Origin of the sequence: Lysinibacillus antri, assembly GCF_003977595.1 — a bacterium.
Lineage (GTDB): Bacteria > Bacillota > Bacilli > Bacillales_A > Planococcaceae > Ureibacillus > Ureibacillus antri.
In genome coordinates, this window is record NZ_RYYR01000026.1 from 19,448 (window position 1) to 45,857 (window position 26,410).

General features: G+C 38.4%; 20 protein-coding genes and 2 pseudogenes. 17 read left to right on the plus strand and 5 right to left on the minus strand.

Annotation, left to right across the window (positions count from 1 at the left end):
* Nucleotides 1-90 precede the first annotated feature (90 nt).
* The 15 genes and pseudogenes from EK386_RS15485 to rlmD all read left to right on the plus strand — a co-directional run bounded on the left by EK386_RS15485 (nt 91) and on the right by rlmD (nt 19,483).
* Entirely contained in the window at nt 91-1,821 is a 1,731-nt protein-coding gene (locus EK386_RS15485) for an adenine deaminase C-terminal domain-containing protein (RefSeq protein WP_126660087.1), read from the plus strand.
* A 17-nt stretch (nt 1,822-1,838) separates the two neighbouring features.
* On the plus strand, nt 1,839-2,885 hold the full coding sequence (locus tag EK386_RS15490; RefSeq protein ID WP_126660088.1) for a DUF3048 domain-containing protein: 1,047 nt from the start codon (nt 1,839-1,841) through the stop codon (nt 2,883-2,885).
* 23 nt (nt 2,886-2,908) lie between these two features.
* Nucleotides 2,909-3,226, plus strand: a complete 318-nt coding sequence (locus EK386_RS15495; RefSeq protein ID WP_126660089.1) for a YerC/YecD family TrpR-related protein — start codon at nt 2,909-2,911, stop codon at nt 3,224-3,226.
* 153 nt (nt 3,227-3,379) lie between these two features.
* Entirely contained in the window at nt 3,380-4,072 is a 693-nt protein-coding gene (pcrB, locus tag EK386_RS15500; protein WP_126660090.1) for a heptaprenylglyceryl phosphate synthase, read from the plus strand.
* 52 nt (nt 4,073-4,124) lie between these two features.
* Nucleotides 4,125-4,817, plus strand: a pseudogene (locus tag EK386_RS15505) (UvrD-helicase domain-containing protein); the annotation flags it as partial.
* A gap of 846 nt (nt 4,818-5,663) precedes the next feature.
* Nucleotides 5,664-7,226 (plus strand): annotated as a pseudogene (locus EK386_RS15510) (3'-5' exonuclease); the annotation flags it as partial.
* 223 nt (nt 7,227-7,449) lie between these two features.
* On the plus strand, nt 7,450-9,447 hold the full coding sequence (ligA, locus tag EK386_RS15515) for an NAD-dependent DNA ligase LigA (protein WP_126660091.1): 1,998 nt from the start codon (nt 7,450-7,452) through the stop codon (nt 9,445-9,447).
* A gap of 16 nt (nt 9,448-9,463) precedes the next feature.
* On the plus strand, nt 9,464-10,636 hold the full coding sequence (locus EK386_RS15520) for a CamS family sex pheromone protein (RefSeq protein ID WP_126660092.1): 1,173 nt from the start codon (nt 9,464-9,466) through the stop codon (nt 10,634-10,636).
* 292 nt (nt 10,637-10,928) lie between these two features.
* Entirely contained in the window at nt 10,929-11,222 is a 294-nt protein-coding gene (gene gatC / locus EK386_RS15525; protein ID WP_126660093.1) for an Asp-tRNA(Asn)/Glu-tRNA(Gln) amidotransferase subunit GatC, read from the plus strand.
* A gap of 26 nt (nt 11,223-11,248) precedes the next feature.
* Nucleotides 11,249-12,712 carry an Asp-tRNA(Asn)/Glu-tRNA(Gln) amidotransferase subunit GatA gene (gatA, locus tag EK386_RS15530; protein WP_126660094.1) on the plus strand — a complete coding sequence of 488 codons (1,464 nt, stop codon included), beginning with the start codon at nt 11,249-11,251 and terminating at the stop codon, nt 12,710-12,712.
* 2 nt (nt 12,713-12,714) lie between these two features.
* Complete coding sequence (gene gatB, locus EK386_RS15535; RefSeq protein WP_126660095.1) at nt 12,715-14,160, plus strand: Asp-tRNA(Asn)/Glu-tRNA(Gln) amidotransferase subunit GatB; 1,446 nt, start codon at nt 12,715-12,717, stop codon at nt 14,158-14,160.
* A 140-nt stretch (nt 14,161-14,300) separates the two neighbouring features.
* Nucleotides 14,301-14,867, plus strand: a complete 567-nt coding sequence (locus tag EK386_RS15540) for a thioredoxin family protein (RefSeq protein WP_126660096.1) — start codon at nt 14,301-14,303, stop codon at nt 14,865-14,867.
* Nucleotides 14,868-14,991: 124 nt separating this feature from the next.
* Nucleotides 14,992-15,915: a diacylglycerol kinase gene (locus EK386_RS15545; RefSeq protein ID WP_126660097.1), complete on the plus strand. Its 924-nt coding sequence runs from the start codon at nt 14,992-14,994 to the stop codon at nt 15,913-15,915.
* 125 nt (nt 15,916-16,040) lie between these two features.
* Nucleotides 16,041-18,026 (plus strand): acyltransferase family protein, encoded by a 1,986-nt coding sequence (locus EK386_RS15550; RefSeq protein WP_126660098.1) that lies wholly within the window; start codon nt 16,041-16,043, stop codon nt 18,024-18,026.
* A gap of 95 nt (nt 18,027-18,121) precedes the next feature.
* Nucleotides 18,122-19,483 (plus strand): 23S rRNA (uracil(1939)-C(5))-methyltransferase RlmD, encoded by a 1,362-nt coding sequence (gene rlmD / locus EK386_RS15555; protein ID WP_126660099.1) that lies wholly within the window; start codon nt 18,122-18,124, stop codon nt 19,481-19,483.
* 564 nt (nt 19,484-20,047) lie between these two features.
* On the opposite strand, the gene EK386_RS15560 is transcribed toward rlmD, so the two are convergent.
* Complete coding sequence (locus EK386_RS15560) at nt 20,048-21,472, minus strand: hypothetical protein (protein ID WP_126660100.1); 1,425 nt, start codon at nt 21,470-21,472, stop codon at nt 20,048-20,050.
* Nucleotides 21,473-21,784: 312 nt separating this feature from the next.
* Between EK386_RS15560 and EK386_RS15565 the strand changes: the two genes are divergently transcribed.
* Together EK386_RS15565 and EK386_RS15570 are read left to right on the plus strand one after the other, a co-directional pair.
* Entirely contained in the window at nt 21,785-21,991 is a 207-nt protein-coding gene (locus tag EK386_RS15565) for a hypothetical protein (protein WP_126660101.1), read from the plus strand.
* A 41-nt stretch (nt 21,992-22,032) separates the two neighbouring features.
* A complete protein-coding gene (locus EK386_RS15570; protein ID WP_126660102.1) occupies nt 22,033-22,419 on the plus strand; it encodes a hypothetical protein in 387 nt (128 codons plus the stop codon).
* 79 nt (nt 22,420-22,498) lie between these two features.
* Here the strand turns inward: EK386_RS15570 and tatC are convergent, their stop codons facing one another.
* From tatC to EK386_RS15590, 4 genes are read right to left on the minus strand one after another with little or no spacing between them, the layout of a single operon-like run.
* Nucleotides 22,499-23,374, minus strand: coding sequence for a twin-arginine translocase subunit TatC (gene tatC / locus EK386_RS15575; RefSeq protein WP_126660103.1), 876 nt, complete (start codon nt 23,372-23,374; stop codon nt 22,499-22,501).
* Between the two features lie 9 nt (nt 23,375-23,383).
* Entirely contained in the window at nt 23,384-23,599 is a 216-nt protein-coding gene (gene tatA / locus EK386_RS15580; RefSeq protein ID WP_126660104.1) for a twin-arginine translocase TatA/TatE family subunit, read from the minus strand.
* Nucleotides 23,600-23,617: 18 nt separating this feature from the next.
* On the minus strand, nt 23,618-25,330 hold the full coding sequence (locus EK386_RS15585; protein WP_126660105.1) for a GMC family oxidoreductase: 1,713 nt from the start codon (nt 25,328-25,330) through the stop codon (nt 23,618-23,620).
* Between the two features lie 15 nt (nt 25,331-25,345).
* Nucleotides 25,346-26,101 (minus strand): gluconate 2-dehydrogenase subunit 3 family protein, encoded by a 756-nt coding sequence (locus EK386_RS15590; protein WP_126660106.1) that lies wholly within the window; start codon nt 26,099-26,101, stop codon nt 25,346-25,348.
* Nucleotides 26,102-26,410 lie beyond the last annotated feature (309 nt).

Consider the following 26,410-nt stretch of genomic DNA (forward strand, 5'->3'; position numbering starts at 1 on the left):
ATTGTAAACTTTTTGAGCAAAGTTAGTATGTGCGTATAAAAAGTTCTTAACCGAAATAAATTTTAAAAGTAATAGAAGGGAGTGTAACAAGTGCCAGAATCTACCTGGAAAATTCAAGAAGTACGAAAGCAAGTTCAAGTGATTGATGGGCATCATGCGCCAACGCTGGTTTTAAAAAATACACGTTATCTACATAGTATGCTTAAAACTTGGGTTTACGGTAATATTTGGATACTGAATGACCGTATTGTATATGTTGGAAAAGACATGCCTACAAATCTGGAAAATACAGAAATTGTTGATCTACAAGGTAAAGTGGTCGTACCTGGATATATCGAACCACACGTTCACCCGTTCCAGCTGTATAACCCGCAATCCTTTGCAGATTTTGCAGCACAAACTGGGACAACAACGTTCATAGCGGATAATATGACATTTGTTCTATCACTCCCAAATCAGAAAGCGTTTTCAATTTTAGAACAGTTGAAAAAATTGCCGTTTTCTTTTTATTGGTGGGTTCGTTTTGATTCGCAAACCGAACTTGATAACGAAGATGAACTATTTACAAATAAGTCCATATTTGAATGGTTAGAACGTAATGATGTGTTACTTGGTGGCGAGCTAACAGGATGGCCACGTTTATTACGTGGAGATGATTTACTCCTCTATTGGCTACAATCGTCAAAGCTAAAAGGGAAAAAGGTGGAAGGGCATTTACCGGGTGCATCCGATAAAACACTTGCTCGTATGAAATTGTTTGGTGTAGATGGCGATCATGAATCGATGACGGTTGACGAAGTAGAAAATCGTATACTACACGGTTATGCAGTCACTTTAAGGCATTCCTCAATTCGTCCGGATTTGCCACAATTATTAAAAGGCATCATCGAAAAGCAATTAAACATCTTTGATCATTTAATGATGACGACAGATGGATCTACGCCGAGCTTCCATCAAGACGGTGTAATGGACAAATGTATTCAAATTACTTTAGATGCAGGGGTATCCCCAATTGATGCCTATAACATGGCCTCGTATAATGTGGCACGTTATTATAATATTTCTCATTTACATGGATTTATCGGCACAGGGCGTTTTGCAACGTTAAATATTTTAAAGGACGAATACACACCAAATCCAGAAGCTGTTTTATCAAAAGGAGTTTGGTTAAAGCGAAGCAGTAAGAAAGTTCATGCTCTACCAAAGATTGATTGGAGTAGCTTTGAACCATTTGCGATTGATTTTGATTTATCGGATGAAGATTTCCAATTCTCGATGCCAATTGGAATTGAAATGGTGAATGATGTCATTACAAAACCTTATTCTATTAATCTTCATTTTAATAAAAAAGAAATTCCGCTTGGCAATGACCAAAGCTATTTACTTTTAATTGATCGCAAAGGGAAATGGCGAGTCAATACGATGCTTAAAGGTTTTGCTACTCATGTAAAAGGATTTGCCTCATCCTATTCGAACACAGGTGAAATCATTGTGATCGGAAAGAATGTGGAAGATATGAAACTTGCCTTTGATGAGCTAAAAAAGATGAATGGTGGAATCGCCTTAACGGAAAACAATGAAGTAGTTGCTTCGATTCCGTTAACGATTAATGGAACACTTTACGATGGGGACGTTGAACAGTTAATCGAGTATGAAATTCAGTTGAAGTCCGCATTAAAAGAGCGCGGCTATCACCATACAGATGCCATTTATACATTATTATTTTTACAATCAACACATTTACCATATATTCGAATTACACCTAGTGGATTATACGACGTCATGAAGAAGAATGTATTGTTACCAGCTGTCATGCGCTAAAGGGGAGATATAGAATAATGGGATTAAAGAAATACAGTTATTTATTAGCCTGTTCTGCACTCTTATTAGTAGGATGTGGAGATAAAGAAGAAGCACAAGAAGAAGTCGCAGAAACAGAAGAAACAGTCCCTGTAACGGTCACAGAGGAAGTAGAATTACCGTATGTCACACCATTTACTGGTGAAAACGTTGCAAACGAAATAAGTATGCGACCAATTATCGCAACGATCAATAACCATCCAAAAGCACGCCCCCAATCTGGTATTGGCTCTGCGGATGTTATTTATGAAATGCTAGCAGAGGGTGATGTTACGAGATTACTAGGATTGTTCCAAACCGAAATACCTGACCAAATCGGACCTATCCGTAGTGCGCGCGACTATTTTATTGAAATCGCAGAAGGGTTAGACGCATTTTATATTGCACATGGCTATAGCCCAGAAGCACAGACGATGCTGATGAATGGTGTTGTTGATCATATAAATGGGATGGCATATGACGGAACCATTTTTAAACGATCTTCAAACCGAGTGGCACCACACAATTCATATATTCCTGGTGAAAATATCGAATTAGGAGCAGAGAAGGTGAACGCTTCACTTCTTTATCAGAAAAAAGTGTCTTATACTTTTTATGAACCAGAAGAAAATGTTAAAATGGGATTAGAAGCAAATACAGTCACGATTAATTATGGTGGCTCTGATTCCTTTAATAGTACTTATACGTTTAATCCTGAAACGCAAAGCTATTCGAGAGAGTCCGGTAGTGTTGAAACGATTGACGATTTAACAAATGAACCGATTGCGTTATCCAATGTTCTATTTTTCGAAATGGACCATTCTATTATTGATAGCGAAGGACGTCGAGAAATAGATATAACTTCAGGTGGAACTGCCTATTTATTTCAAAATGGTATGATGCGTGAAGTCAGCTGGGAAAATGTAGAAGGTATTTTAAAAGCAGTAGAAGTTGACGGTAGTGATGTGAAGCTCGTACCTGGACAAACATGGATCCACTTTGTTCCAAAGAATCCAGGCATTGTGTCATCCGTTAAGTTCTCTTAGCATAAGTGAAAGGAAGAATTTACATGCAAATCGATAAAATTCGAGGGCATCAAACAGATCAATTATTTAAAGCAGTATTAGAACTAAAAGATTTAGAAGAATGCTATAAATTTTTCGATGATTTATGTACAATAAGTGAAATTCAATCATTAGCGCAACGTTTCGAGGTAGCTCATTTACTTCGATTAAAGAAAACGTACGAAACAATCAAAAAGGAAACAGGAGCTTCTACAGCTACTATTTCGCGTGTACGCCGTTGTTTCGACTATGGAAATGATACGTATGATGAAATGTTAGGACGACTTTATCCTGACGAAAAACCGTTCCAAGCTTCAAAGTAATGTAAAGGGCTGCCTAGTAAGTCAAAGTGCTGACTATAGGCAGTTTTTTTATTTCTATAGGTGTGATTCACGTTGTAAGATAACTTTTTCGCTTTAGGACAGTTTGCGATATACTTGTTACGATATAAAGATTAGATAGTAGGTGGGATGAGAATGGATTTTAAAACTTGGCGGCATGTGTTCAAAATCGATCCAGCAAAGGAAATAACAGATGAAGCACTAGAAAAAGTGTGTGAATCAGGTACAGATGTGATTTTAGTAGGTGGAACGGATGATGTGACGGTCGATAATGTCATTGATATTTTACTTCGTGTAAGACGTTATTCTGTACCGGTTGCCCTTGAAATTTCAAATATCGAATCGATTATTGGTGGGTTTGATTATTATTTAATTCCTTCCGTATTGAACAGTACCGATACGAAGTGGGTAAAAGACCTACATCATGCGGCATTAAAGGAGTATGGGGATGTTATGGTGTGGGACGAGTTACTTGCTGAAGGGTATTGTGTTTTAAACCCTGATTGTAAGGTAGCGAAAGAAACAAGTGCCAACACAGATTTAACAAAAGAGGACGTCATTGCCTATGCGCGCTTAGCAGAAAATTACTTTAAGCTACCCATTTTTTATGTAGAATATAGCGGAACATATGGTGATGTAGAAGTTGTTGCTTCAGTAAAAGAAGTATTAAATGAAACAAAACTTTTCTACGGCGGAGGGATTACAACAGTAGCCCAAGCAGAAGAAATGGCGAGGTTAGCGGATACGGTCATTGTAGGGAATGTTATTTATGATGATTTAAAATTGGCTTTAAAAACAGTGGAGGTCGTTAAAAGCGTATCGATTTAGCTAGACACATATAGTATAATGAGAACGAATGTTTGTATAAAGGCGGTGCACCATGGAACAAATAACCAAAAATTTATTAAACGGAATGAACCCACAGCAAGCTGAAGCGGTGAGAACAACAGAGGGACCGCTCTTAATCATGGCAGGAGCAGGATCGGGAAAAACACGTGTATTAACTCATCGCATTGCTTATCTTGTTGTGGAAAAGGAAGTATACCCCTCAAAAATTTTAGCCATCACGTTTACAAATAAGGCCGCGCGCGAAATGCGTGAGCGAATCGATGGATTACTAGGGAATGGCACAACAGAGAGTATGTGGGTTTCTACTTTCCACTCAATGTGTGTAAGGATTCTTAGGCGGAACATTGACCGTATTGGCTACTCAAAAAGTTTCTCGATTTTAGATTCAGCCGATCAATTATCCGTAGTAAAAAACGTATTAAAGCAACTTAATATCGATTCTAAAAGATATGAGCCGCGTACTATTCTAAATGCAATTAGTTCTGCTAAAAACGAATGTATTACAGCGGATATGTATAAAGCCAATAGCAATCCAAACAATCCTTACGAGAAAGTGATTGCTCAAGTTTATGAAGAGTATGAAAAAAGACTCCGAAAAAACCAATCACTCGACTTCGATGATTTAATCATGACAACGATTACGTTATTTGAACGAGTACCAGATGTGCTGGAGTTTTACCAAAACAAATTCCAATACATTCACGTTGATGAGTACCAGGATAGTGCGACACGTTGCTAATTGAAAAGATTAGCCACTAGCAAATAGCTAGGAGAACTAAGAATCTGATGAGTCGAATGACGAGGTAACGCTCTGAAAGGCTCAGCCTAATCCTCCGAATAGCGTCGTTTTGTGCAATCAAAATGAGGTTATAAGCTCGGTGAAGTCAGCTGAATATCATCCTAATCGAAAGAAGGAAAGCGGGATAGAGGTATCTTGTATGATAGATAGGCTGGGGTTCTATAAGAAAATCTATGGTTAGAATGTAGGCAATACAACTGCTTACTGACGAAATTCCGAATGTACGGCTCTAGAGATATAGCTGTTCGAAAAGGGCAGTCCAACATGTTTGGGTTAGTGAGGTAGAGTAAGATTTGTCTTTATGAAATACCTTATGATGTTACAGGCATCATCCAGCTAACAGGGCTAGAGGAATGACCTAACGATTTTGTATGTACAGATAGGATTCTTGGAACGTGGGAAGCTGGTTACGTGGAGAGATTGCACTCAGTGAAGCGGTATGAAGGAAAGCGTAAGTATAACTTCATTTTAAACTAGTGAAAGTGATGGCACAGTACCAACGAAGCCGTGATAACAAGCGGTGGAGGGATAGCCATTAGTCAGTGAATAGAACACTTATTATTCGTTTTGGCATTTCAGGTTCGAGTATGACTAAGAGAAATGATTACATAGTAAATCATTGACTGAAACAGCTAAGTAAATTAGTTGAGACTGAAAATAGAAATAATAAAGAGCTAGGAACTGATGGAACGCCGTATGAGGGGAAACTCTCACGTACGGTGTGAATGGGGGGAAAAGCTGGAGATGACTTCAAAGGCTTACCTATCCATATCGAATCACTCCCAATATAAACTTGTCCAAATGCTTGCAAGTAAGTTTAAAAATATTTGCGTCGTTGGGGACTCGGATCAAAGTATTTATCGCTGGCGTGGAGCTGATATTGGGAATATTTTATCCTTTGAAAAAGATTACCCCAATGCAAAAGTGATTTTACTCGAGCAAAATTACCGTTCAACAAAGCGCATTTTACAAGCTGCAAATGATGTCATTGAACATAATGAAAGCAGGTACCCGAAAAAATTACGCACCGAAAATTTTGAAGGTGAAAAAATTGTGGTGTACAAAGCTTCTAACGAACAAGATGAAGCGCAATTTGTTGTGCAAACAATCCAAAAATTAATGGACCAGGAAAACCGGTCATTAGACGATTTTGCTATTCTTTACCGTACCAATGCACAATCCCGTGTCATGGAGGAAGTACTAGTTAAATCCAATATGACGTATCAAATTGTGGGTGGTACAAAATTCTACGATCGAAAAGAAATTAAAGATTTGCTTGCATACTTACGTCTCATTTCAAACAATGATGATGACTTGTCCCTTGCGCGTATCATAAATGAGCCAAAAAGAAGTATCGGGGCAACATCCTTTGAAAAAATCGCAACCTATGCCATTGAACAGGATCGCTCGATTTTTGATGCCATGAAAGATGTTTTATTTATGGGGCTGACAGGAAGAGCAGCGAGTTCAGTTGAAAAATTTTATGACTTAATTGCGAACTTAACAAAAATTCAAGAATATTTATCTGTTACAGAACTAGTAGAGCAAGTCATTGATAAAACTGGCTACCGTGAAATGCTGCAAAATGAAAAAACAATCGAAGCAGAGAGTCGTCTAGAAAATATTGAGGAGTTTTTATCGGTAACAAAGGCTTTTGAAGAGCGTAGTGAAGATAAATCTCTTGTTGCATTCTTAACAGATTTAGCCCTTGTCGCGGATATTGACGCCTTAGATAAGGAAGACACATCAAAAGGTAGCATCATTTTAATGACGATGCACTCAGCAAAAGGATTAGAGTTTCCGGTCGTATTTATCATTGGTATGGAGGAAAATATCTTCCCTCATTCAAGGTCCTTAGATGATGCAGCAGAAATGGAGGAAGAACGGAGGCTTGCCTATGTCGGCGTAACGCGAGCTGAGGAGCGACTTTACCTAACTTGTGCGGGATCACGGACTCTTTATGGGCGTTCAAGTTTTAATATGCCATCTAGATTCTTAAATGAAATTTCTGATGAAGTGATGGAACAAATCTCAAGAGCAAGTAATCGCTTTGATGCAGACGACCTTCCATTTGGCTCAAACCGAACAAAACGCGCGGGCAGTAGACGTACAATCGGAACTGTCCAAACAAAACCTCAAATGGCTAGTTTACAATCAACAGGTGGGAACGAACTTGAGTGGAGAGCTGGAGATAAAGCGGTCCATGGAAAATGGGGAACAGGTACAGTAGTAAGTGTAAAAGGCAATGGGGATGGACTAGAACTAGACATTGCATTCCCGGGAGTGGGAATCAAGCGCCTACTTGCAAAATTTGCACCGATTACAAAAGCGTAAATGAAGACCAAGTATTATCTTCATTCAGCAGAAGACTCCCACTTCTATAAGTGGGGGATGAATGAATAAAAGTAACGATTTCAGTGGGGGTTCAAACCCCGACTGAATGAAGATAAAGCCCCAGGCGGATGTCACAGATTTCGTAAAGGAGTTGACTCGTGTAAACACGAGTCCGAAATCTGGACGCAATTACGCCGAGGCGTAATTGATTTGGAGGAAAACAATGAACGAAATTGAAAAACGAGTTGCGGAGTTAAACCAACTTCTTCATGAATATGGTCATGCCTACTACGTTTTGGACAAACCCGTAGTTAGTGACGCTGTGTACGATCAGCTCTTACATGAATTAATTGCCTTAGAACAAGAACATCCTTCATTAGTTTACCCCGATTCACCGACAGGACGTGTTGGCGGAATTGCGGTTGATGGTTTCCGAAAAGTGACCCATACGTATCCGATGTTAAGTTTATCCAACGCCTTTAATGAAGATGATTTGCGTGATTTTGACCGAAAAATCCGACAAGCTATTGGAGATAATTTTTCCTATGTGTGTGAGTTGAAAATTGACGGGTTAGCAATAGCGTTACGCTACGAAAATGGGGTTTTTGTTCAAGGTGCTACTCGTGGAGACGGGCAAGTTGGAGAAGACATTACAGCCAATTTAAAAACGATACGGGCAATCCCATTACGTTTAAAAGAACCGGTAACGATTGAAGTGCGCGGAGAGGCGTATATGCCAAAAAAATCCTTTGAATCGTTAAATAACGCTCGTGCGGAGAAAGGCGAAGAGCTATTTGCAAACCCGCGTAATGCAGCAGCAGGGTCCCTTCGCCAATTGGATCCGAAGATTGCTGCAAGTCGTAATCTTTCTACGTTTATTTATGCAATTGGTGGCGATGGTGAAGCATATGGAATTGATTCACACGCAGAAATGCTCGATTATTTACAGACGCTTGGTTTCCCTTCAAATAGAGAAAGACAACAATGTGCAACAATTGAAGACGTTCTAGCGTTCATAGATAAGTGGACAGAAGACCGACTAAATCTCCCTTATGAAATTGATGGGATTGTAGTGAAAGTAAATCGTTATGCCCATCAAGACGAATTAGGTTTTACGGCAAAAAGTCCACGCTGGGCAATTGCTTATAAGTTCCCTGCTGAAGAAGTGGTAACAAAAATAATCGACATCGAATTAACAGTAGGGCGAACAGGTGTCCATACGCCAACAGCCATTTTAGAACCCGTGCTAGTAGCAGGATCTACAGTAGGACGGGCATCCCTTCATAACGAAGATTTAATTCGTGAAAAGGATATCCGCATAGGTGATACAGTTATTGTGCATAAAGCGGGGGACATAATACCAGAAGTAGTGGGTGTAATACTCGAGCAACGACCTGAGGATTCTGTCCCATTTGAAATGCCAACCAATTGTGTTGCCTGCGATAGTGAACTTATACGAATTGAAGGAGAAGTGGCATTGCGTTGTGTCAATCCAAGCTGCCCTGCTCAAATCGCAGAAGGAATTAAACATTTCGTTTCGCGTAACGCTATGAATATCGATGGTTTAGGCGAAAAAGTAGTAGAGCAATTATTACGTGAACAGTTAATCCAAGACGTTGCCGATTTGTATCATTTAGAAGTAGAACAACTCGTGAAACTAGAACGTATGGGTGAAAAGTCAGCCAATAATCTAGTAAATGCGATTGAGCAATCCAAGGAAAACTCGTTGGAACGGTTATTATTTGGACTTGGCATTCGTCACGTCGGAGAAAAAGCTGCAAGAATTTTATCCGAGCAATTTGAGTCGATTGATCAGCTAATGGAAGCCAAAGAAGAACAACTAACGGCTATTTTTGAAATTGGGGATAAAATGGCAGATTCTGTAGTAACATACTTCCAACAAGATGAAGCGAAATCATTGATCTCTCGTTTAAAAGAAGTTGGCGTGAATATGACATATAAAGGAAAGAAAGTGCAAGTGGAAATTGGGGATAATCCATTTGCAGGCAAGACAATTGTGTTAACAGGAAAATTATCGCAATTGACACGCAATGAAGCAAAAGCGAAAATAGAAGAGCTGGGCGGTATTGTGACAGGAAGTGTCAGTAAAAAAACAGATCTTGTCATTGCTGGTGAAGATGCTGGTTCGAAGCTAACGAAAGCAACAGAACTTGGTATTGAAGTATGGGACGAAAACCGCCTTGTAGAACAATTACAATAGTAAAGGAGTTCGAACGATGAACCGATTTCGCTGGATTCCGGCGATGGTCGTTGTTGCGATGCTGGCAGGTTGTGTGCCTTCTATAAAAGAAGATACAGAAGTATTGAAAAATGATGAAACTGAAGCAGAAGTTGAAACGACAATCATCCCAAGTATGAAATTAAGTGATAGTTATTATAGAACGCTCGTGCCATATAAAGAAAGCGCAAGTCGTGGGTTAGTGGTGTCTAATTTATCAACCAAATACGATATTAATGAAGTCGAAAACGGTCTAATGCGTTTATCTCAAAATGTCTATGATACAGATACTTATTTCTTTCAAGAGGGACAATATTTAGATACAGATACGGTTAGCGAGTGGTTAGATCGAAGTAATGATAAAACGACTGATCCGGCTGAACTACAAGGGTTAAACCCTCCAGATGTCGATCAAAATGGAAATACGATGACCCCAGAAGTGCGAGCAAAACAGGCACCAATCTACTTAGCACATATAGTAGAACAAAATTACCTTGTGAAAACAAATGACAATAAAGTAAAATTGGCAGGGATTTCAATTGGATTAGCCTTAAACTCAATCTACTACTATCAAAAAGAGCAATACGGTGAATATTATGAAGAAACAATACCGGATGCCGAGATAGAAAAGAAGGGCAAAGAAATCGCTGATGAAGTAATTGCGCGGTTAAGAGCTCGCCCAGAGTTAAGTGATATTCCAATTATGATCGGCTTATTTAAACAAAAAGCGCGAAATGCCATTATTCCAGGAACGTATTTTGCCTATAACTTCGCTGATAGTGGTCAAAATGGTTTAGGCGAATGGCAAAATATTAATGAACAATATGTAACATTCCCAATTGCTCAACCGGCAGAAATCTATCGAGAAATGAATACGCGATTCCAAAACTTCAAACAAGATGTGGATGAATATTTTGCGAATTATACGAGCGTAATTGGCCGTGGCTTCTACCAAAATAACACGATTTCAAAACTTTCCATTGAAATTCCGATTCAATTTTACGGGACTACGGAAATTATTGGGTTTACTCAGTATCTATCGGGCGTTATTTTAAAACAACTGCCAGGAGACATAGACATTGAAGTAAGTCTAACATCCGTTAATGGACCAGAAGTGCTTATTTTAAAAGAACGAAATGAAGACGAGCCATTTGTTCATATTTACGAATAGCTTTTACAGTGTAGTCTAATTTTGACTGCACTGTTTTTGTATGTGGTAAATTAGTTCATTGGACAGTTTTGCTTATTTCATGACATTTTGATAAATAGGTTTGAATTTGCGTCAATTTTGGCGATAATAGAATTTGTTTGGATTTATGTTACGAATACTTGATTGTAAGTTTTGGTTAACTGTGTAAGAAAAGCATGAATTCGCTAGTAATGGCGAAAATCGTGTTTTTCTCATTGAAAAAATGGTATTATTATTGATTATTGCCACGTTTTAAATTCGGAGGTGTAGATTAATGGCGAAATTATCAAAAGAGGAAGTTAAACACGTTGCGCATTTAGCACGTTTAGCGATCACTGATGAAGAAGCAGAAAAATTTGCAGAACAACTAGGAAAAATTACTGACTTTGCTCAAACATTAAACGAATTAGATACAACGAATGTCGTTCCAACATCCCACGTACTTCCAATCGTAAATGTTATGCGTGAAGACGTTGCGCAAAAAGGTTTAGATCGTGATGTGATGATGCTAAACGTAAAAGAACAAGAGGCTGGTCAAGTAAAAGTACCACCAATTTTAGAAGACTAATTGTGCGTAAAGAAGGAGGGTAACCCATGACGTTATTTGAACGTTCATCAAAGGAATTACAAGAAGGCTTACATAACGGCGAATATAAAATTGCTGATTTAACAAACGAAGCTTTTGCTCGCATCGAAAAACTTGATGGCGATGTACAAGCATTCTTAGCTTTAAATAAAGAAAAAGCAACTGCACAGGCGGAAGAAATGGATCAAGTGCCATTTGAAGAGCGCGGTCCATTATTCGGTTTACCAATCGGAGTAAAAGACAACATCGTAACAGAAGGATTAGAAACGACTTGTGCTTCTAAAATTTTAGAAGGTTTTATGCCAATCTATGATGCAACAGTTGTGAAAAAACTTCGCGATGCAGGGATGATTACTGTTGGTAAATTAAACATGGATGAATTCGCAATGGGTTCATCTAATGAAAACTCTGCATACAAAACAACGAAAAACCCATGGAATCTTGACCATGTACCAGGGGGATCTTCAGGTGCATCAGCAGCAAGTGTTGCAGCAGGTGAAGTACCATTCTCACTAGGTTCAGATACAGGTGGTTCAATCCGTCAACCTGCAGCTTATTGTGGCGTAGTTGGGATGAAACCTACGTATGGTCGTGTTTCTCGTTTTGGTTTAGTTGCCTTCGCATCATCATTAGACCAAATCGGACCAATTACACGTAATGTATACGACAATGCACTTCTTCTTGAAGCAATCGCAGGGGTAGACCCGAACGATTCAACTTCAGCGAATATCCCAGTGCCAAACTACGTATCAAAACTGAATGGCGACATTAAAGGTTTACGTATTGCGGTACCAAAAGAATACCTTGGTGAAGGGGTAGGCGAGGCTGCTCGTAACTCAGTTCGCGAGGCTCTTGAAGTATTAAAAGGTTTAGGCGCTACGGTTGAAGAAGTATCTCTTCCTCACTCAAAATACGCTTTAGCTGCATACTATATTCTTTCATCATCTGAAGCTTCCTCTAACCTTTCTCGTTTCGATGGAATCCGTTATGGTTTCCGTGCTGAAGGCGTGAAAAACTTAATGGAGCTTTATAAAGAAACACGTGCACAAGGTTTCGGTGATGAAGTAAAACGTCGTATCATGCTGGGAACTTATTCATTAAGTGCTGGTACGTACGATGCTTACTACAAAAAAGCACAACAAGTTCGTACATTAATTAAAGAAGATTACGATAAAGTATTCGAAAACTATGATGTCATTGTTGGACCAACTTCACCAACACCAGCATTCAAAATTGGCGAAAATGTAGATGACCCAATGACGATGTATGCAAACGACATTTTAACAATTCCAATTAACTTAGCAGGTGTACCAGCGATCTCAATTCCATGTGGTTTTGAAAATGGTCTTCCACTAGGTTTACAAATTATCGGTAAACATTTCGATGAGGAAACAATTTACCGTGCTGCATACGCTTATGAAAATGCAACAGACTTTAATAAACAAACTCCTCAAATTTGGGAGGGTAAATAATTATGAACTTTGAAACAGTTATTGGTTTAGAAGTACACGTTGAATTAAAAACAGATTCGAAAATTTTCTCTCCAGCACCGAACCATTTTGGTGCAGAGCCAAATACAAATACAACAGTAATCGACCTTGGTTATCCAGGGGTATTACCTGTATTAAATAAAAATGTAGTTGATTTTGCGATGAAAGCTTCATTAGCTCTTAACATGAAAATCAACCAACACACAAAATTTGACCGTAAAAACTATTTCTATCCAGACAATCCGAAAGCGTATCAAATCTCTCAGTTCGATAAACCAATTGGATATGATGGCTGGATTGAAATCGAAGTTCCAGGTACTGATGGCGGGGAAGGCTACAAAAAGAAAATCGGTATTACACGTCTTCATATGGAAGAAGATGCTGGTAAATTAACACATGGTGACGGCTATTCATTAGTTGACTTTAACCGTCAAGGTACACCTCTTGTGGAAATCGTTTCTGAACCAGACATTCGCACGCCTGCTGAAGCGTATGCATACCTTGAAAAAATAAAATCTATTATTCAATATACAGGTGTTTCTGACGTGCGTATGGAGGAAGGTTCACTTCGTTGTGACGCGAACATTTCAATCCGTCCATATGGTCAAGAAGAATTTGGTACGAAAACAGAGCTGAAAAACTTAAACTCTTTCAACTTTGTACGTAAAGGTCTTGAGCATGAAGAAGTACGCCAAGCAGAAGTATTAATGGCTGGTGGCGAAATTCAACAAGAAACTCGTCGCTTTGATGAAAAAACAGGTAAGACTGTCCTTATGCGTGTAAAAGAAGGTACAGATGATTACCGTTACTTCCCAGAGCCAGACTTAGTAGATCTTCAAATTGACGACGAATGGTTAGAACGCGTTCGTGCTTCAATTCCTGAACTTCCAGATGCTCGTAAAAAACGCTATGTTGAAGAACTTGGCTTAAACGATTACGATGCAAGTGTCCTAGTAGTAAACAAAGAAATTTCGGATTTCTTTGATGAAATGGTTACAGCAGGCGCTGACGCAAAACTTTCTGCTAACTGGTTAATGGGTGATGTTTCAGCCTACTTAAACGCAGAGCAAAAAGAACTAAGGGATACAGCATTAACAGCAGAGAATTTAGCTGGAATGGTGAAATTAATTGCAGATGGAACGATTTCATCTAAAATTGCGAAAAAAGTATTCACTGAGCTTGTACAAAACGGTGGAGACGCTGCGAAGATCGTAAAAGACAAAGGATTAGTTCAAATTTCTGATCCTGCTGTTTTACTAGGTTTCGTAACAGAAGCATTAGATGCAAATCCACAATCAATTGAAGACTTCAAAAACGGGAAAGACCGTGCAATTGGCTTCCTAGTAGGTCAAATTATGAAAGCTTCAAAAGGGCAAGCAAACCCACCAATGTTAAATAAAATCTTGCTTGAAGAAATTAATAAACGCTAATCATTATGGCCACCCTATAAGTTGAGAAAACTTTAGGGTGGTCTTTATGTAGTAAGAGCTTATACATCCTTCCAAAACAGAAAAATTGTATTTCCCATTTTCAAAAGGCAAAATAGACAATAGAAAGGGAGGAATGAACAATGAAAACCGAACAACAATATTTTGAACAATCCATGTCAATGGCAGACTACATGAATCAAATGACGACGCATTTAAAAGATCCAAGCTTTAAGGTGTATGAAAACTTCCAGGTCAATCCAAAAGATGAAGTATTCCAATTATTAAAAGAGCAAAAACCACATATTTTAGCGATTACCGAAGACTGGTGTGGAGATGCGATGCTGAACAACCCAGTTATTCGTAAAATTGCAGAAGCGGCAGATTTGGATATACGATGTGCATTTCGTGATCAGGATACGGACTTAATTGATCGCCATCTGACAAATGGAGGTAGAGCGATTCCAATCTACCTTTTCCTTAGTGAACAAGGAGAAGTGATTGGCAAATGGGGTCCTCGTGCGCCTGAACTTCAACAAATGGTCACAGAAATGCGTACGACCTTACCTGAAAAAGATGACCCAACATTTGAAGAAAAACAAAAACAATTGTATACTTCATTGCAGGAGAAATATGTTCAAGATCCACAATGTGCAAAATGGGTATACGAAGATATGAAAACAGTGATTACAAATTTATTATCAAAATAGAACGTATTATCATAAAATAATTTAAGGATATCAGTTCTCTTCATCGCTACCTTTTGCTTGAAGGGAACTTTCCATTTATTGAAAGCGTTTTTAGTACATATTGAAAAATAGGATGGACGATAACATGAAAAGAGCACGAATCATTTACAATCCAACGTCAGGTAGAGAAGCATTTAAACGATATTTACCTGAAGTGTTAGAGAAGCTTGAAATCGCTGGGTATGAAACATCTTGCCATGCCACAACCGGTGAAGGGGATGCGAAAAATGCTGCAGCAAATGCGGTTGAACGTGGATTTGATATTATCATTGCAGCAGGTGGAGATGGTACATTAAATGAAGTTGTAGCGGGAATAAGCCCATTTGAAAACCGTCCAAAGCTTGGTCTGGTACCAATGGGGACGACGAATGACTTTGCTCGTGCAGTACACATTCCAAGAAAAATTGATGAGGCAATTGATATTATTATTCAAGGTGATACAATCCCGGTAGATGTAGGGCTTATAAATGATGACCGCTACTTTATTAATATCGCAGCTGGTGGTCGTATTACAGAGCTAACATACGAAGTACCAAGCAAAATGAAAACAGTACTTGGACAACTCGCGTACTATTTAAAAGGGATCGAAATGATTCCATCTATCAAAGCAACTAACATGCGAATCGAATATGATGATGAAGTATTCGAAGGAGAAGCCATGATGTTTTTATGTGGGTTAACCAATTCCGTGGGGGGCTTTGAAAAAATTGCACCGGATGCCAGTATTAATGATGGATTATTTACAATGATGATTTTGAAAAAGTGTAATATTGCAGACTTTATTCGAATTGCGTCTCTTGCTTTGCGCGGGGAACATTTAAATGATCCAAATGTTATTTACAGAAAATCTAGCGTTGTCAAAGTGTCACCTGCTGAAGAAAATGCCGAGATTCATATTAACTTAGATGGTGAATACGGTGGAGATGCACCAGTACAATTCACCAACTTAAAACGCCATATTGAAGTATTCGTTCCAATTAACGATATTCGTGAGCAGGATCGAGTTTAATTATGTAAGCCCTTTTAGGAAAAAAACTAAAGGGGCTTTTTCTTATGCATTTTATTAATATCCCTTAATCTTGGAAAAGCTAAAAGCATGTATCAAGGCTTGTACACAAGTGACGGAGGGATACAATGCGCGATTTAAAAGCACCAGTGAAGAAATTTCGTCCAGAGATTGAAGGCGTACGTGTAATAGCAGCAATCCTTGTGGCAGTCTATCATATTTGGCTCGGAAAAGTGTCAGGTGGGGTTGATGTTTTCTTCATCGTTTCAGGGTTTCTAATTACAACTTCCTTATTATCGAAAATCGAAAAAGATGGGCACATAAAAATTTTCGACTATTTACTAGGACTTTTAAAAAGACTGATTCCTTTAGCCTTTACCGTCCTTTTCGTTACCTCGCTTTTATCCATAGTGATTATGCCGAAAGTACAATGGGAGCAAATTATCTCAGAAGTAATTGCCTCTGGTTTGTATTTTGAAAACTGGGAGCTCGCATTTAACGCGGTCGATTATTTAGAGCAAAGCAATGAAGCGAGTCCCTTGCAGCATTTTTGGGCACTTTCATTACAAGGGCAATTTTATCTTTTATGGCCACTCATTATTACGTTTTCGTTTTTTCTTGCACGGAAAATCTTCAAACTTCCGCCAAGATTTATGTTATTAACAGTTTTTGCACAACTCTTTATTTTTTCAATCATTTATTCCATTTATAAAACAGCTGTCAATCAACCATGGGCATATTTTGATACCTTTGCTCGAGTGTGGGAGTTTAGCTTAGGTGGGATGGTTGCCTTACTTATTTCAGCAATAGCGTTTAATAAAACCGTAAGTGGAATAATAGGATGGGTTGGTTTAGCAATCATTTGTTTAACGGGGATTTTATTGCCTGTTTCTACGGTATTTCCAGGATTCGCAGCGCTATTGCCAACTACCGGAGTTATTTTGGTCTTACTTGCTGCACAGAATGGACCGCGCTTTGGAGTAGAAAAACTGTTAGGCGCTAAGCCATTTGTTTACTTGGGCAGTTTTTCTTATGGAATATACTTATGGCATTGGCCATTGTTTATTTTTTATTTAACGTATTTTAAGGTAGAAACCGTATCGCTCGCTGCTGGCATTGCTATTTTAGTTGTCACATTTATTTTATCTTTTATGACGACGAAAGTATTAGAAGCACCTGTCCGAAAACTGAATATACGGGAGGGAAAAGGGAAATTTGTCGCTGCTGCCTCGGCATTTGTTGTTCCGGTCATTGTCATTCTCATTTTTTGGAGTGTACAACTAAGAGAGGGTAGCCAACAAATCTTCCCTGCGAGTGATTATCCTGGCGCACAAGCACTTGCCGTCGAAGGAACAATCAATACAGATGTTGAACCAATTCCATCCATGTTAGAGATAAAATATAATCTACCTGAATTTTATAATGATCCCAATTGTGTTACACGATCTGGTGGAACTTTATCCAAATGTTCCTTTGGAGTAATTGATAATCCACAATATACAGTAGCTCTTGTAGGGGGATCGCATTCTGGGCATTGGTTTCCGGCCATTATGGAATTTGCGGAGGAGTTAAAGTTAAAAGTGGATGTATATAATCACGATGGTTGCAAATTTGCCAGTGGAGACTTTAATGGAATTCTTACGGAAAGCTGTATCGAATGGAATAAACGAATGATGGAAGAACTGATAAATCATCCACCTGACTTAGTATTTACAACGGCATCCATCAGCAATGACGACTTTGTACCACAGGAGTACATTGACCATTGGCGAAATCTGAAAGGTAGCACAAATGTATTTGCCATTCGGGACAACCCTCAAATGGAGGAAAACATTCCATTATGTTTGGAGCGGAAACAAGATTATCTACAATGCTCAGTTGAACGAAAAAATGCGCTATCAAAAGTTCAGCCATGGGAAAATACAAAAGGTATTCCAGATAACGTGTATTTTGCAGATTTATCCGATTACTTCTGTGACGAAACGATGTGCTATTCCGTCATTGGCAATATCATCGTGTACCGGGATGCACATCATATAACTGTAGAATATGCTAAAACGCTCGCACCATTTTTAAAAGAGCATATTGTAAAAGCATTAGAGTGGATTTCGTAAAAGTTTATGACTAGAAATCGACATGAACTTTACATCCTAATAACAAAAATTTCTTTGACCATGCTACAATAGAAAGACTGAATGGAGGACCGAGCATGGCAGCACCAGTAAAGAAAAATGATCGCAAAATAGTATATATAGAAGATTTAACCCACGACGGAAATGGGGTAGCGAAAATCGATGGCTACCCATTATTTATCCAGGGCGCACTACCGGATGAAACAGCGGAAATTCACGTACTGAAAACATTAAAGAATTATGGATTCGCTAAAATTGTTGATATTATCAAACCCTCACCAGATCGAGTAAAGGCACCTTGTATTTATTTCGGCAAGTGCGGTGGGTGTCAACTTCAACATTTATCCTACGAAGGACAATTGAAGTGGAAAGAAAATATGGTTCAAAACGTGATGAAACGGATTGGGAAAATTGATGCCCCTGTTCTTCCGGTCAAAGGAATGCAAGACCCATGGAATTACCGCAATAAATCTCAAATTCCTTTTTCTATGACAGAGACAGGACCAATTGCAGGGTTTTATAAATCAAAAACCCATGAAATTGTTGACATGGAGCGTTGTCTAATTCAAGTAGGGGAAGCCGATGAAATGATGGCCAACCTGAAAAAAGAATTGATGGAAATCGGCCTACAACCATATAACGAAGCATCTCACCAAGGAATGCTACGTCACGTCGTCGTTCGAAAAGGACGAGCAACAGGGGAAGTAATGGTCGTGCTAGTGACGAATAAACACAAGTTCCCGCAAAAAGACGCGGCAATTGAGCTAATTCGTAAACTCGTGCCAAATGTGACATCAATCGTGCAAAACGTGAACATCGAGAAAACAAACGTTATTTTAGGAAACGAAACCATCACATTATGGGGTAAAGACTTTATTGAAGATATGATTGGTGGCGTGCGCTTTGAAATTTCAGCACGTTCCTTCTACCAAGTGAATCCTGTACAGACGGAAGTATTGTATAAACAAGCTTTGGATTACGCACAACTTACAGGGGAAGAAACGGTCATTGATGCGTATTGTGGCATTGGGACGATTTCGTTATTCCTAGCCCAAAAAGCAAAGTATGTTATGGGTGTAGAAATCGTGGAGCAAGCTATTGAAGACGCAAAACGTAACGCTGAATTGAATGGTTTAACAAATACGTACTTTGAAGCTGGTCCAGCAGAAGAAGTCATTCCTCGTTGGTATGCAGATGGAAAAGAAGCAGACGTATTAGTTGTCGATCCACCCCGCAAAGGTTGCGACGAAGCACTGTTAAACACAATTATTGAACAAAAACCAAAACGAGTAGTTTATGTATCCTGTAACCCTGCAACATTAGCGCGGGATTTACGCGTATTAGAAGACGGCGGGTATAAGACGATGGAGATTCAGCCAGTGGATATGTTTCCGCAGACGACGCATTGTGAAGCGGTTGCTTGGTTGGAGTTAGTATAAAAAGAGAAGAACGGATTCCCGATGATGGAATGCGTTCTTTTTTCTTGTTGTTCTAAAAAGCTGAAAGATATTTAAGTTTTAGTAGTACGAACACATGTGACACCCTAATATAAACACTACACATCATAGTGTGACACCGCAAAATAAACACGACCAATCATAATAAACTCGCGACCACCTGCAACGACTTGTAAGAATAAAGTCCGTACCAAAACGCATGAGAAAAAGCCCGACAAAGCCCGCGCAATCAACGTTTGCATAAAAAGCGTGAGTGGAAAATCTTTATTTTAACTCGCCAAAACGTGTGAAAAAAAGCGTGGAAAAAGCGTGAAAAACCGATGTGTTTTTGCGAAAAAGTGGGCAAAAAGCGGGGAAAAGGGAACGACTTTATTTTAACTCCCAACGGTCGAATGCGGGTTGGTGGGGTGTGAATTGGTATGTTGTTTTTTTTAACAGTCCAATAGTGGAGCTATAAAAAAAGAATTTGAGGAAAATACTTCCTATCGAATTCTAGAATCGACTGTTAATAATTAAATAATCTTTTCGCTAGTGAGAGAATCCTCACTAATCGCAATAATTCTTTTTAAAATAGATAGGATCGACATATTTACCACATGGATAATATTCTCCCATAACTTCAGGTGAAACGATGTCACCCTCAGGAACATCCTTTGCAGAATATGGGAAGTCGTCAGAAACTATCTTATTTCTGTAAAAAAGTTGTAGTGGAATTAAAGGCAGATTGCTTGCATCAATCCAATTAAACCCACTTTCTGTAGTCACACAAGATGGACGTGGTGCACCAAAGCTGATGACTAGATTAACATAACCATTTTTATCAATAACTGTTTCAAAATCTGAAAGTGTATAAAGTCCTAATAAGCCTACTGGGGATACAAACGACATACTCCAGTAACGCATGTCTTCATTTCCTAGGATTCCAATATTGTGATACGTATCGGGAAATGTAGGAGCTTTCCAGCGAAGAAACAATAACTTACTTGGGTCTCTTTGAAGTTCATCAGATAGAATATAGCCATCATTATAATCATATTGAATTAATGCGGATGCGCGACTTAGGGTACGCCAGGATATATCGCATTTTTCTCCACGATTCTTTTTAGGAGAAGAAAAATACCATTCATTTTGTATGGAATTATTTTTTGGTTTTGAAGGATTATCAATAGTGGTTTGATTTGTTTGTTCAACGTTCTTTGAATATCTTTTATCCTGTGGTACTGGAACGTACATAATTTTAGGAAACCCTACACCACCCGTGTGATCATACCCGATACTTGGAACATAAATACGGAGCTCTATTGTCCCGTGTGTATTAGGTACACCATTTGGCATCGTTCCTACATAAACGATATTATTACCTGCCCCTGGAACAAAATGATCAGAACCTTCTGGTGGTGCAGTAAAACGGATTTTTAAAGTATAATTTCGATTTTTGGCATTCCAGTCAGCACCATGCAAAAATGGATTGGTACTTTCTGGATCAGGAATCAACTTGTAGTCAGGTATTGTAGCTATAGTAAGGTCAGCTAAACCTATTACACTAAAGGACAAATATCTTGCATATGGGTATTGTCCTTTTATCACAATCTCTACATTAGGATCCACTGCATACGGAAAAGTATTATAACTAGCATTATAATCTCCTAACATCCCCAAGTTATTACTGAGTTGATGAATCCAATTTTGCATACTTGGCAATGACGGTGGACTGGTAACAGTATTCTGGTAACGATAAGTTGGAACAGAAGGATCGACTGGGGAGGGTTGATTTCTCGATATGGGTGGGCTCTGAACGATATTAGGTATAAACTGAGCAGGAACATAAGGATATGAGTAAGTTGGGCTCTGTAATACCGGTGAGTATGGAAGAATAAGCTGATTAGGCTGGGAAGTATAAGGAAGGTAAAAGTTATGTTGTTGTTGTGTCATAAAATTAGGATCTGTTTGTCTGAAATATAAATTTCTCACGGATAGCATTCACTCCTCTTTATATATTCTTCATTAATGTATGTTGCTAGTTTCAATATGTGTAAAAAAACTATGTATTGTTTTTCTTTAACGGACGGAGGTTTATGTCGAAGAGGAACAACTTGGCTAGGTTTCACGAAATAGGAACCTAGCCTTTATAATAAATAAAAAAATAGCTGTGTCAAAAATCTTAATTGTAATTGGATTTTGAGGCACGGCTTTTTTATATTTGTGAATTGTAGAGAGTTGTTACATCTTATTAGCATATAAATAAAATAATTAGGGCTAATAAGGTTCAACAGGAGGAGTAAAGTGTATAGAAAATTAATAGGTAGAACATTATTAGTAATATTTGTGTTGACTCTAGAAGTAACTAAAATAGAAGATGAAGAGTATCAAACGGTTACTAAGCAAGTAGCGGAGGAGTATGAATATGAAATCATTGCAAAAAACTTTACTGAAGAGAATGTAGTATTAGAGTATCCTCAAATCACGAATTTTAAAGATAGAGGAAAGTAGGAAATTAAATTAAAGAGTAATCAAGTTTTAGGTATTAAGAATTGCTTATAAAAGTTATAACAATATTAGCTCATCCACACCATTTGTTTTTTACAATAAATATAGACTTAAATATTGGTAACCAATTATTTTTAACAGATTTTGTTTCGAAAATTGATAAGGATTTTATAACTATATTAAAAAATTCAAAGTATGTTGGAGATTTAGAGAATGAATTTGAACAGCAGATTAGAGAACAAGCATTTGGTCATTATAAAAGCAATGAAGAGTTAAGTTTAGTGCTTTCTAATAATAAAGAATGTAAAAACGGTAGTTATGTTTATGTAACAGAAAATGTTCTTGGTATTAGTATGCCGGTAGCTCATGTAACAGGGGGCCATGTGGAGTTTGAAATTGATTTTAGTGAACTAAAAGAACCGCCCCTGTAATCTTTCTGCTCTTTTTTGTAAAGGTTTAGGGGAATTGAAAGAATTGATAAAGTTTAAATTAATAAAAGCACACTATGGACTAGTGTGCTTCCTCGATGATTGGTGAATTCGTTATTCTTCTTGCTTCTGCTTTTCTCACGATATAGATACTCATTTCATATAAGCCAATCATCGGAATTAAAATCAATAATTGACTAATAAAATCAGGCGGTGTAATAAGGGCTGATACAACGGACATGATAATATAAGACCATTTCCTTACGTTCTTCATCGTATTTGACGTTAAAAGATTAATTGATGATAGAAACAAAGCAACGACAGGTAATTCAAAAAGTAACCCAATTGGTACAGTTGTCATAATGAGAAAATGAATATAATCAGTTGCTGTAATCAACACATTAAAATTCATTTCACCTAAACCTATTAGAAATTGATAACTCATTGGATTTATGACAAAATATCCAAATGCAAGACCAAAAAGGAAAAGAAGTAGCATAATAGGTGAGTAAAGACCGATAAATTTCTGCTCTTTTTCATAAAGGCCAGGCTTTGCGAATTGCCATAAAAAATTACAAATAAACGGCAGTGACAACCCCAGCGATAGTGTGGCAGAAATCGAAGTATATGCCTTAATTACTTCTAACGGTCCCAATATTACTAGTTTATGACCCTTCGTAATCAATGGAAACCACAAATTAATGGTAGAAAAGACGATGATAAATAGAATGATAAATGTGATTGCGCTTTTGATTAGTTGCTTTCTTAAAGCGAAGATATGCTCATACCAAGACTCGGTGTTTCCATTTGACTTGGTTTCCTGTTTTTCTTCGACTTCTATTTGCTCAATCAATTCAGCAGATTTGTTCGATTCCTGTATCTCTTTAATCTCTTTGCTCGATTCCTGCTTCTTTTTTTTATCCAAAGGACTCAAGTTGTTGTAGCCATAAGGATCCATTTAAATCACCTACGATGCCTCATCGGATTTCTTGATTTCTCTTAAGGCCGGCTTTTTTTCATCCTCATCGTCGTCCATAATTTCACGAGCTGACTTTTTGAATTCGGATAATGTTTTCCCTACAGCACCTCCGATTTCCGGAAGTTTCTTAGGTCCAAAAACAATTAGCACAATCACTAAAATGATAATTAATCCAGGAACACCGATAGAACTTAAACCACCCATATCAATTCCTCCTATTCATTAGACAAGACTGCCGCCTGTTTTACTGTAGTTAATAATTCCTTCCGCACAGCGGTATGCAAGTGCCCCAACAGTTCCGGTTGGGTTGTAGCCTCCATTATGTGCGAAATTCCCGGCACCTACTACAAACAAGTTTTCAGCATCCCAGTGCTGTAGCCAATTATTAACTACGCTAATTGCAGGGTCATTGCCCATCACTGTGCCACCTGTATTATGTGTTGTTTGATAAGGAACAATATCATAATCCGTTAATGGATTTGCCGGAGCGATGATTTCTGCACCCATTTCCTTCACAATCTCTGCTGATCTCTCGGAAAGATATTTATGAAGTGCACGATCTTGATCAGTAAAGTTATAGGTTAATTGTAATAATGGGACGCCATAAGCATCCTTATAAGTTGAGTCAAGAGACATAAAGTTTTCCTTATGCGGCATGGATGCCCCTTGTCCACCAATGCTTAAGGTTCTTGTAAAGTAATGAATGGATGCCTTTTTAAACTCCTCACCCCAGGCAGGCGTCTCCGGAGGAACAGGATTAAATGCGATTGGACGTACACCCGTCTGAGTTAGCGAAAGGCTTGCGCCATGGATGAAATCAAGGTTTGAATGATCAAACGAATCTCCATTAAAGTCATCGATTGTCATTCCCAATGCTCCTGCCCCCATAAAGGTATTGTATTGTTCTTCAAAGAACCCTGTCGCGCCAGGTAGTATTTGATAGCAATAATTTTTCCCAAGCGTTCCGCGTCCCGTATCTGGGTCATATTGCTCGCCAATATTGGATACCATCAATAATTTTGCATTGTTCATCACATAGGAAGTCATTACAACCACTTCTGCAGGTTGGATAAATTCTTCGCCGGTTATCGTATCAAAGAATCGCACACCGGTTACTTTGTTTCCTTGTTTTAATACCTCGACAACATTGGAATGGAAACGAATATCATAATTCCCTGTTTTCAGGGCGGTTGGTACAACTGTTAGTTCAGCAGAAGATTTCGCTCCATATTCACATCCAAAGCGTTCACAAAATCCACAATATTGACAAGCAGCAATCGTCGATCCATCGGGATTTGTATAGGCTTCCGATAAATTTGCTGACGGAAGCATAAATGGATGATAGCCAAGATTAGATGTTGCAGATTCAAACTTTTCAAGAATTGGGGTTTTTTTCATTGGTGGTGTTGGAAAAGGTTCAGATCTCTTTCCCCAAAACGGGTTGGTATCTTCACCTGAAATACCCGCTATATATTCAAATTTAGTGAAATAAGGTTCCAATTCATCGTAAGTGATTCCCCAGTCCTGTAGCAGGTAGTCTTTCCCAAGCTTATTGGCACCGTATTTTTTATCCGTTATCGATTTAATTTCAAAATCGTACGGTAGGAATCGCCAGTTCTGCCCATTCCAGTGTGTACCTGCACCTCCCAAGCCTTCTCCCAAAAGGAAAGAACCCATCATTCGCATTGGTAGTGCATTCATTTTTCGGTGATTTCGGAAAGTAACCGTTTCCCTCGATAAGTTTTGGAACAGTTCATATCGGATTGCATAGCGAAATTCATCGTGTGCCATCGAAAAATCTTCGGTACCACGTGATGCACCTCGCTCCAACCCTCGTACTTTCAAACCTGATTTTGCACATTCTGATGCCACAATGCCGCCTGTCCAGCCAACACCAACCGTGACAACATCAACTTTATCTAATGTAGTAGCCATTACAATTACTCCTATCTATGAATGAGTCATACTGCTAATTGATTGTGGATCATATTTTACAAACTTTTTATTTTCAATTTCTTTCGTATAGCTATATTGATGACCTGGGAACCCTTTCATTTTCCAGCCTTCCATATTTTTGTTGCCATTGTAGATTGGATCGCAATACGCTCCCTCAAGTGTTGCTTGACGCAGTAGTTTAAAGAAAAAGAGAGAACTTACTGCCATCATTGGTACTTCGCCTTTTTGGAAGGCCGTTAATATTTCATCCATTTGAGCTGGCTCCAATTCTACGAACCCCTTCTGATATCTTGATTGGGCTTCCTCTTCCAGCTTAGCAATTCCTTGTTCAAAGATTTCAGCTCGAGTAAGCCTACTTTGATATCCTTGTGTAACCGCACCATCTTCAAACGGACCTTGCATATATTCCTTTGCGTTCATCCCATAGGCACCAGCTAATTGGTTGTCTATAAAGTAAGGCACACCTAAACCAATAGCACCTGGTCCTAATTCATCTTCTGGCAATATTCGCTCAGTTGCTTGAGATAATACGTTAAAACTTGCCGTTGTTTTAAAGAACTGAAGACCCACATTGAGTTCATGATTTTGTCCTTGATGTTTATCTACAGTTGTTTCTTTTTTGCCCGGAGTTTTGTTTACGTTGTAGCCAACTAGACCACCAATAATTCCTCCGCCAATTAATGTACCTGTTGCAATCCCTGTGGTTTTCATAAAGTCCCGACGAGAAACACCTTGCTTTTTACTTTCCAAACATAATCCTCCTCTTATGTTAATAATTACCTTAGATGGAGTATTGTGATTTTTTCCCCAAATTAAACAATAAAAAGAAAATTATCTTTAAAGTAAGAAATGCCGATATTTAATAACAGTCTTCATCTTGTAGTTAGTAGAATGGGAAGTGAAAGGATTTAAACTTAAATATTGTGAACAAATGTACTTAAACTAAAACGAGGGCTTGATTTGAATAAGCGACAGTTGAAGAGAAATAGAAAAATAGGCTAGATTCAAAATAGAACCTAGCCTCTATAAATAAACCCACCAACACCCTTTTGTTGCCAC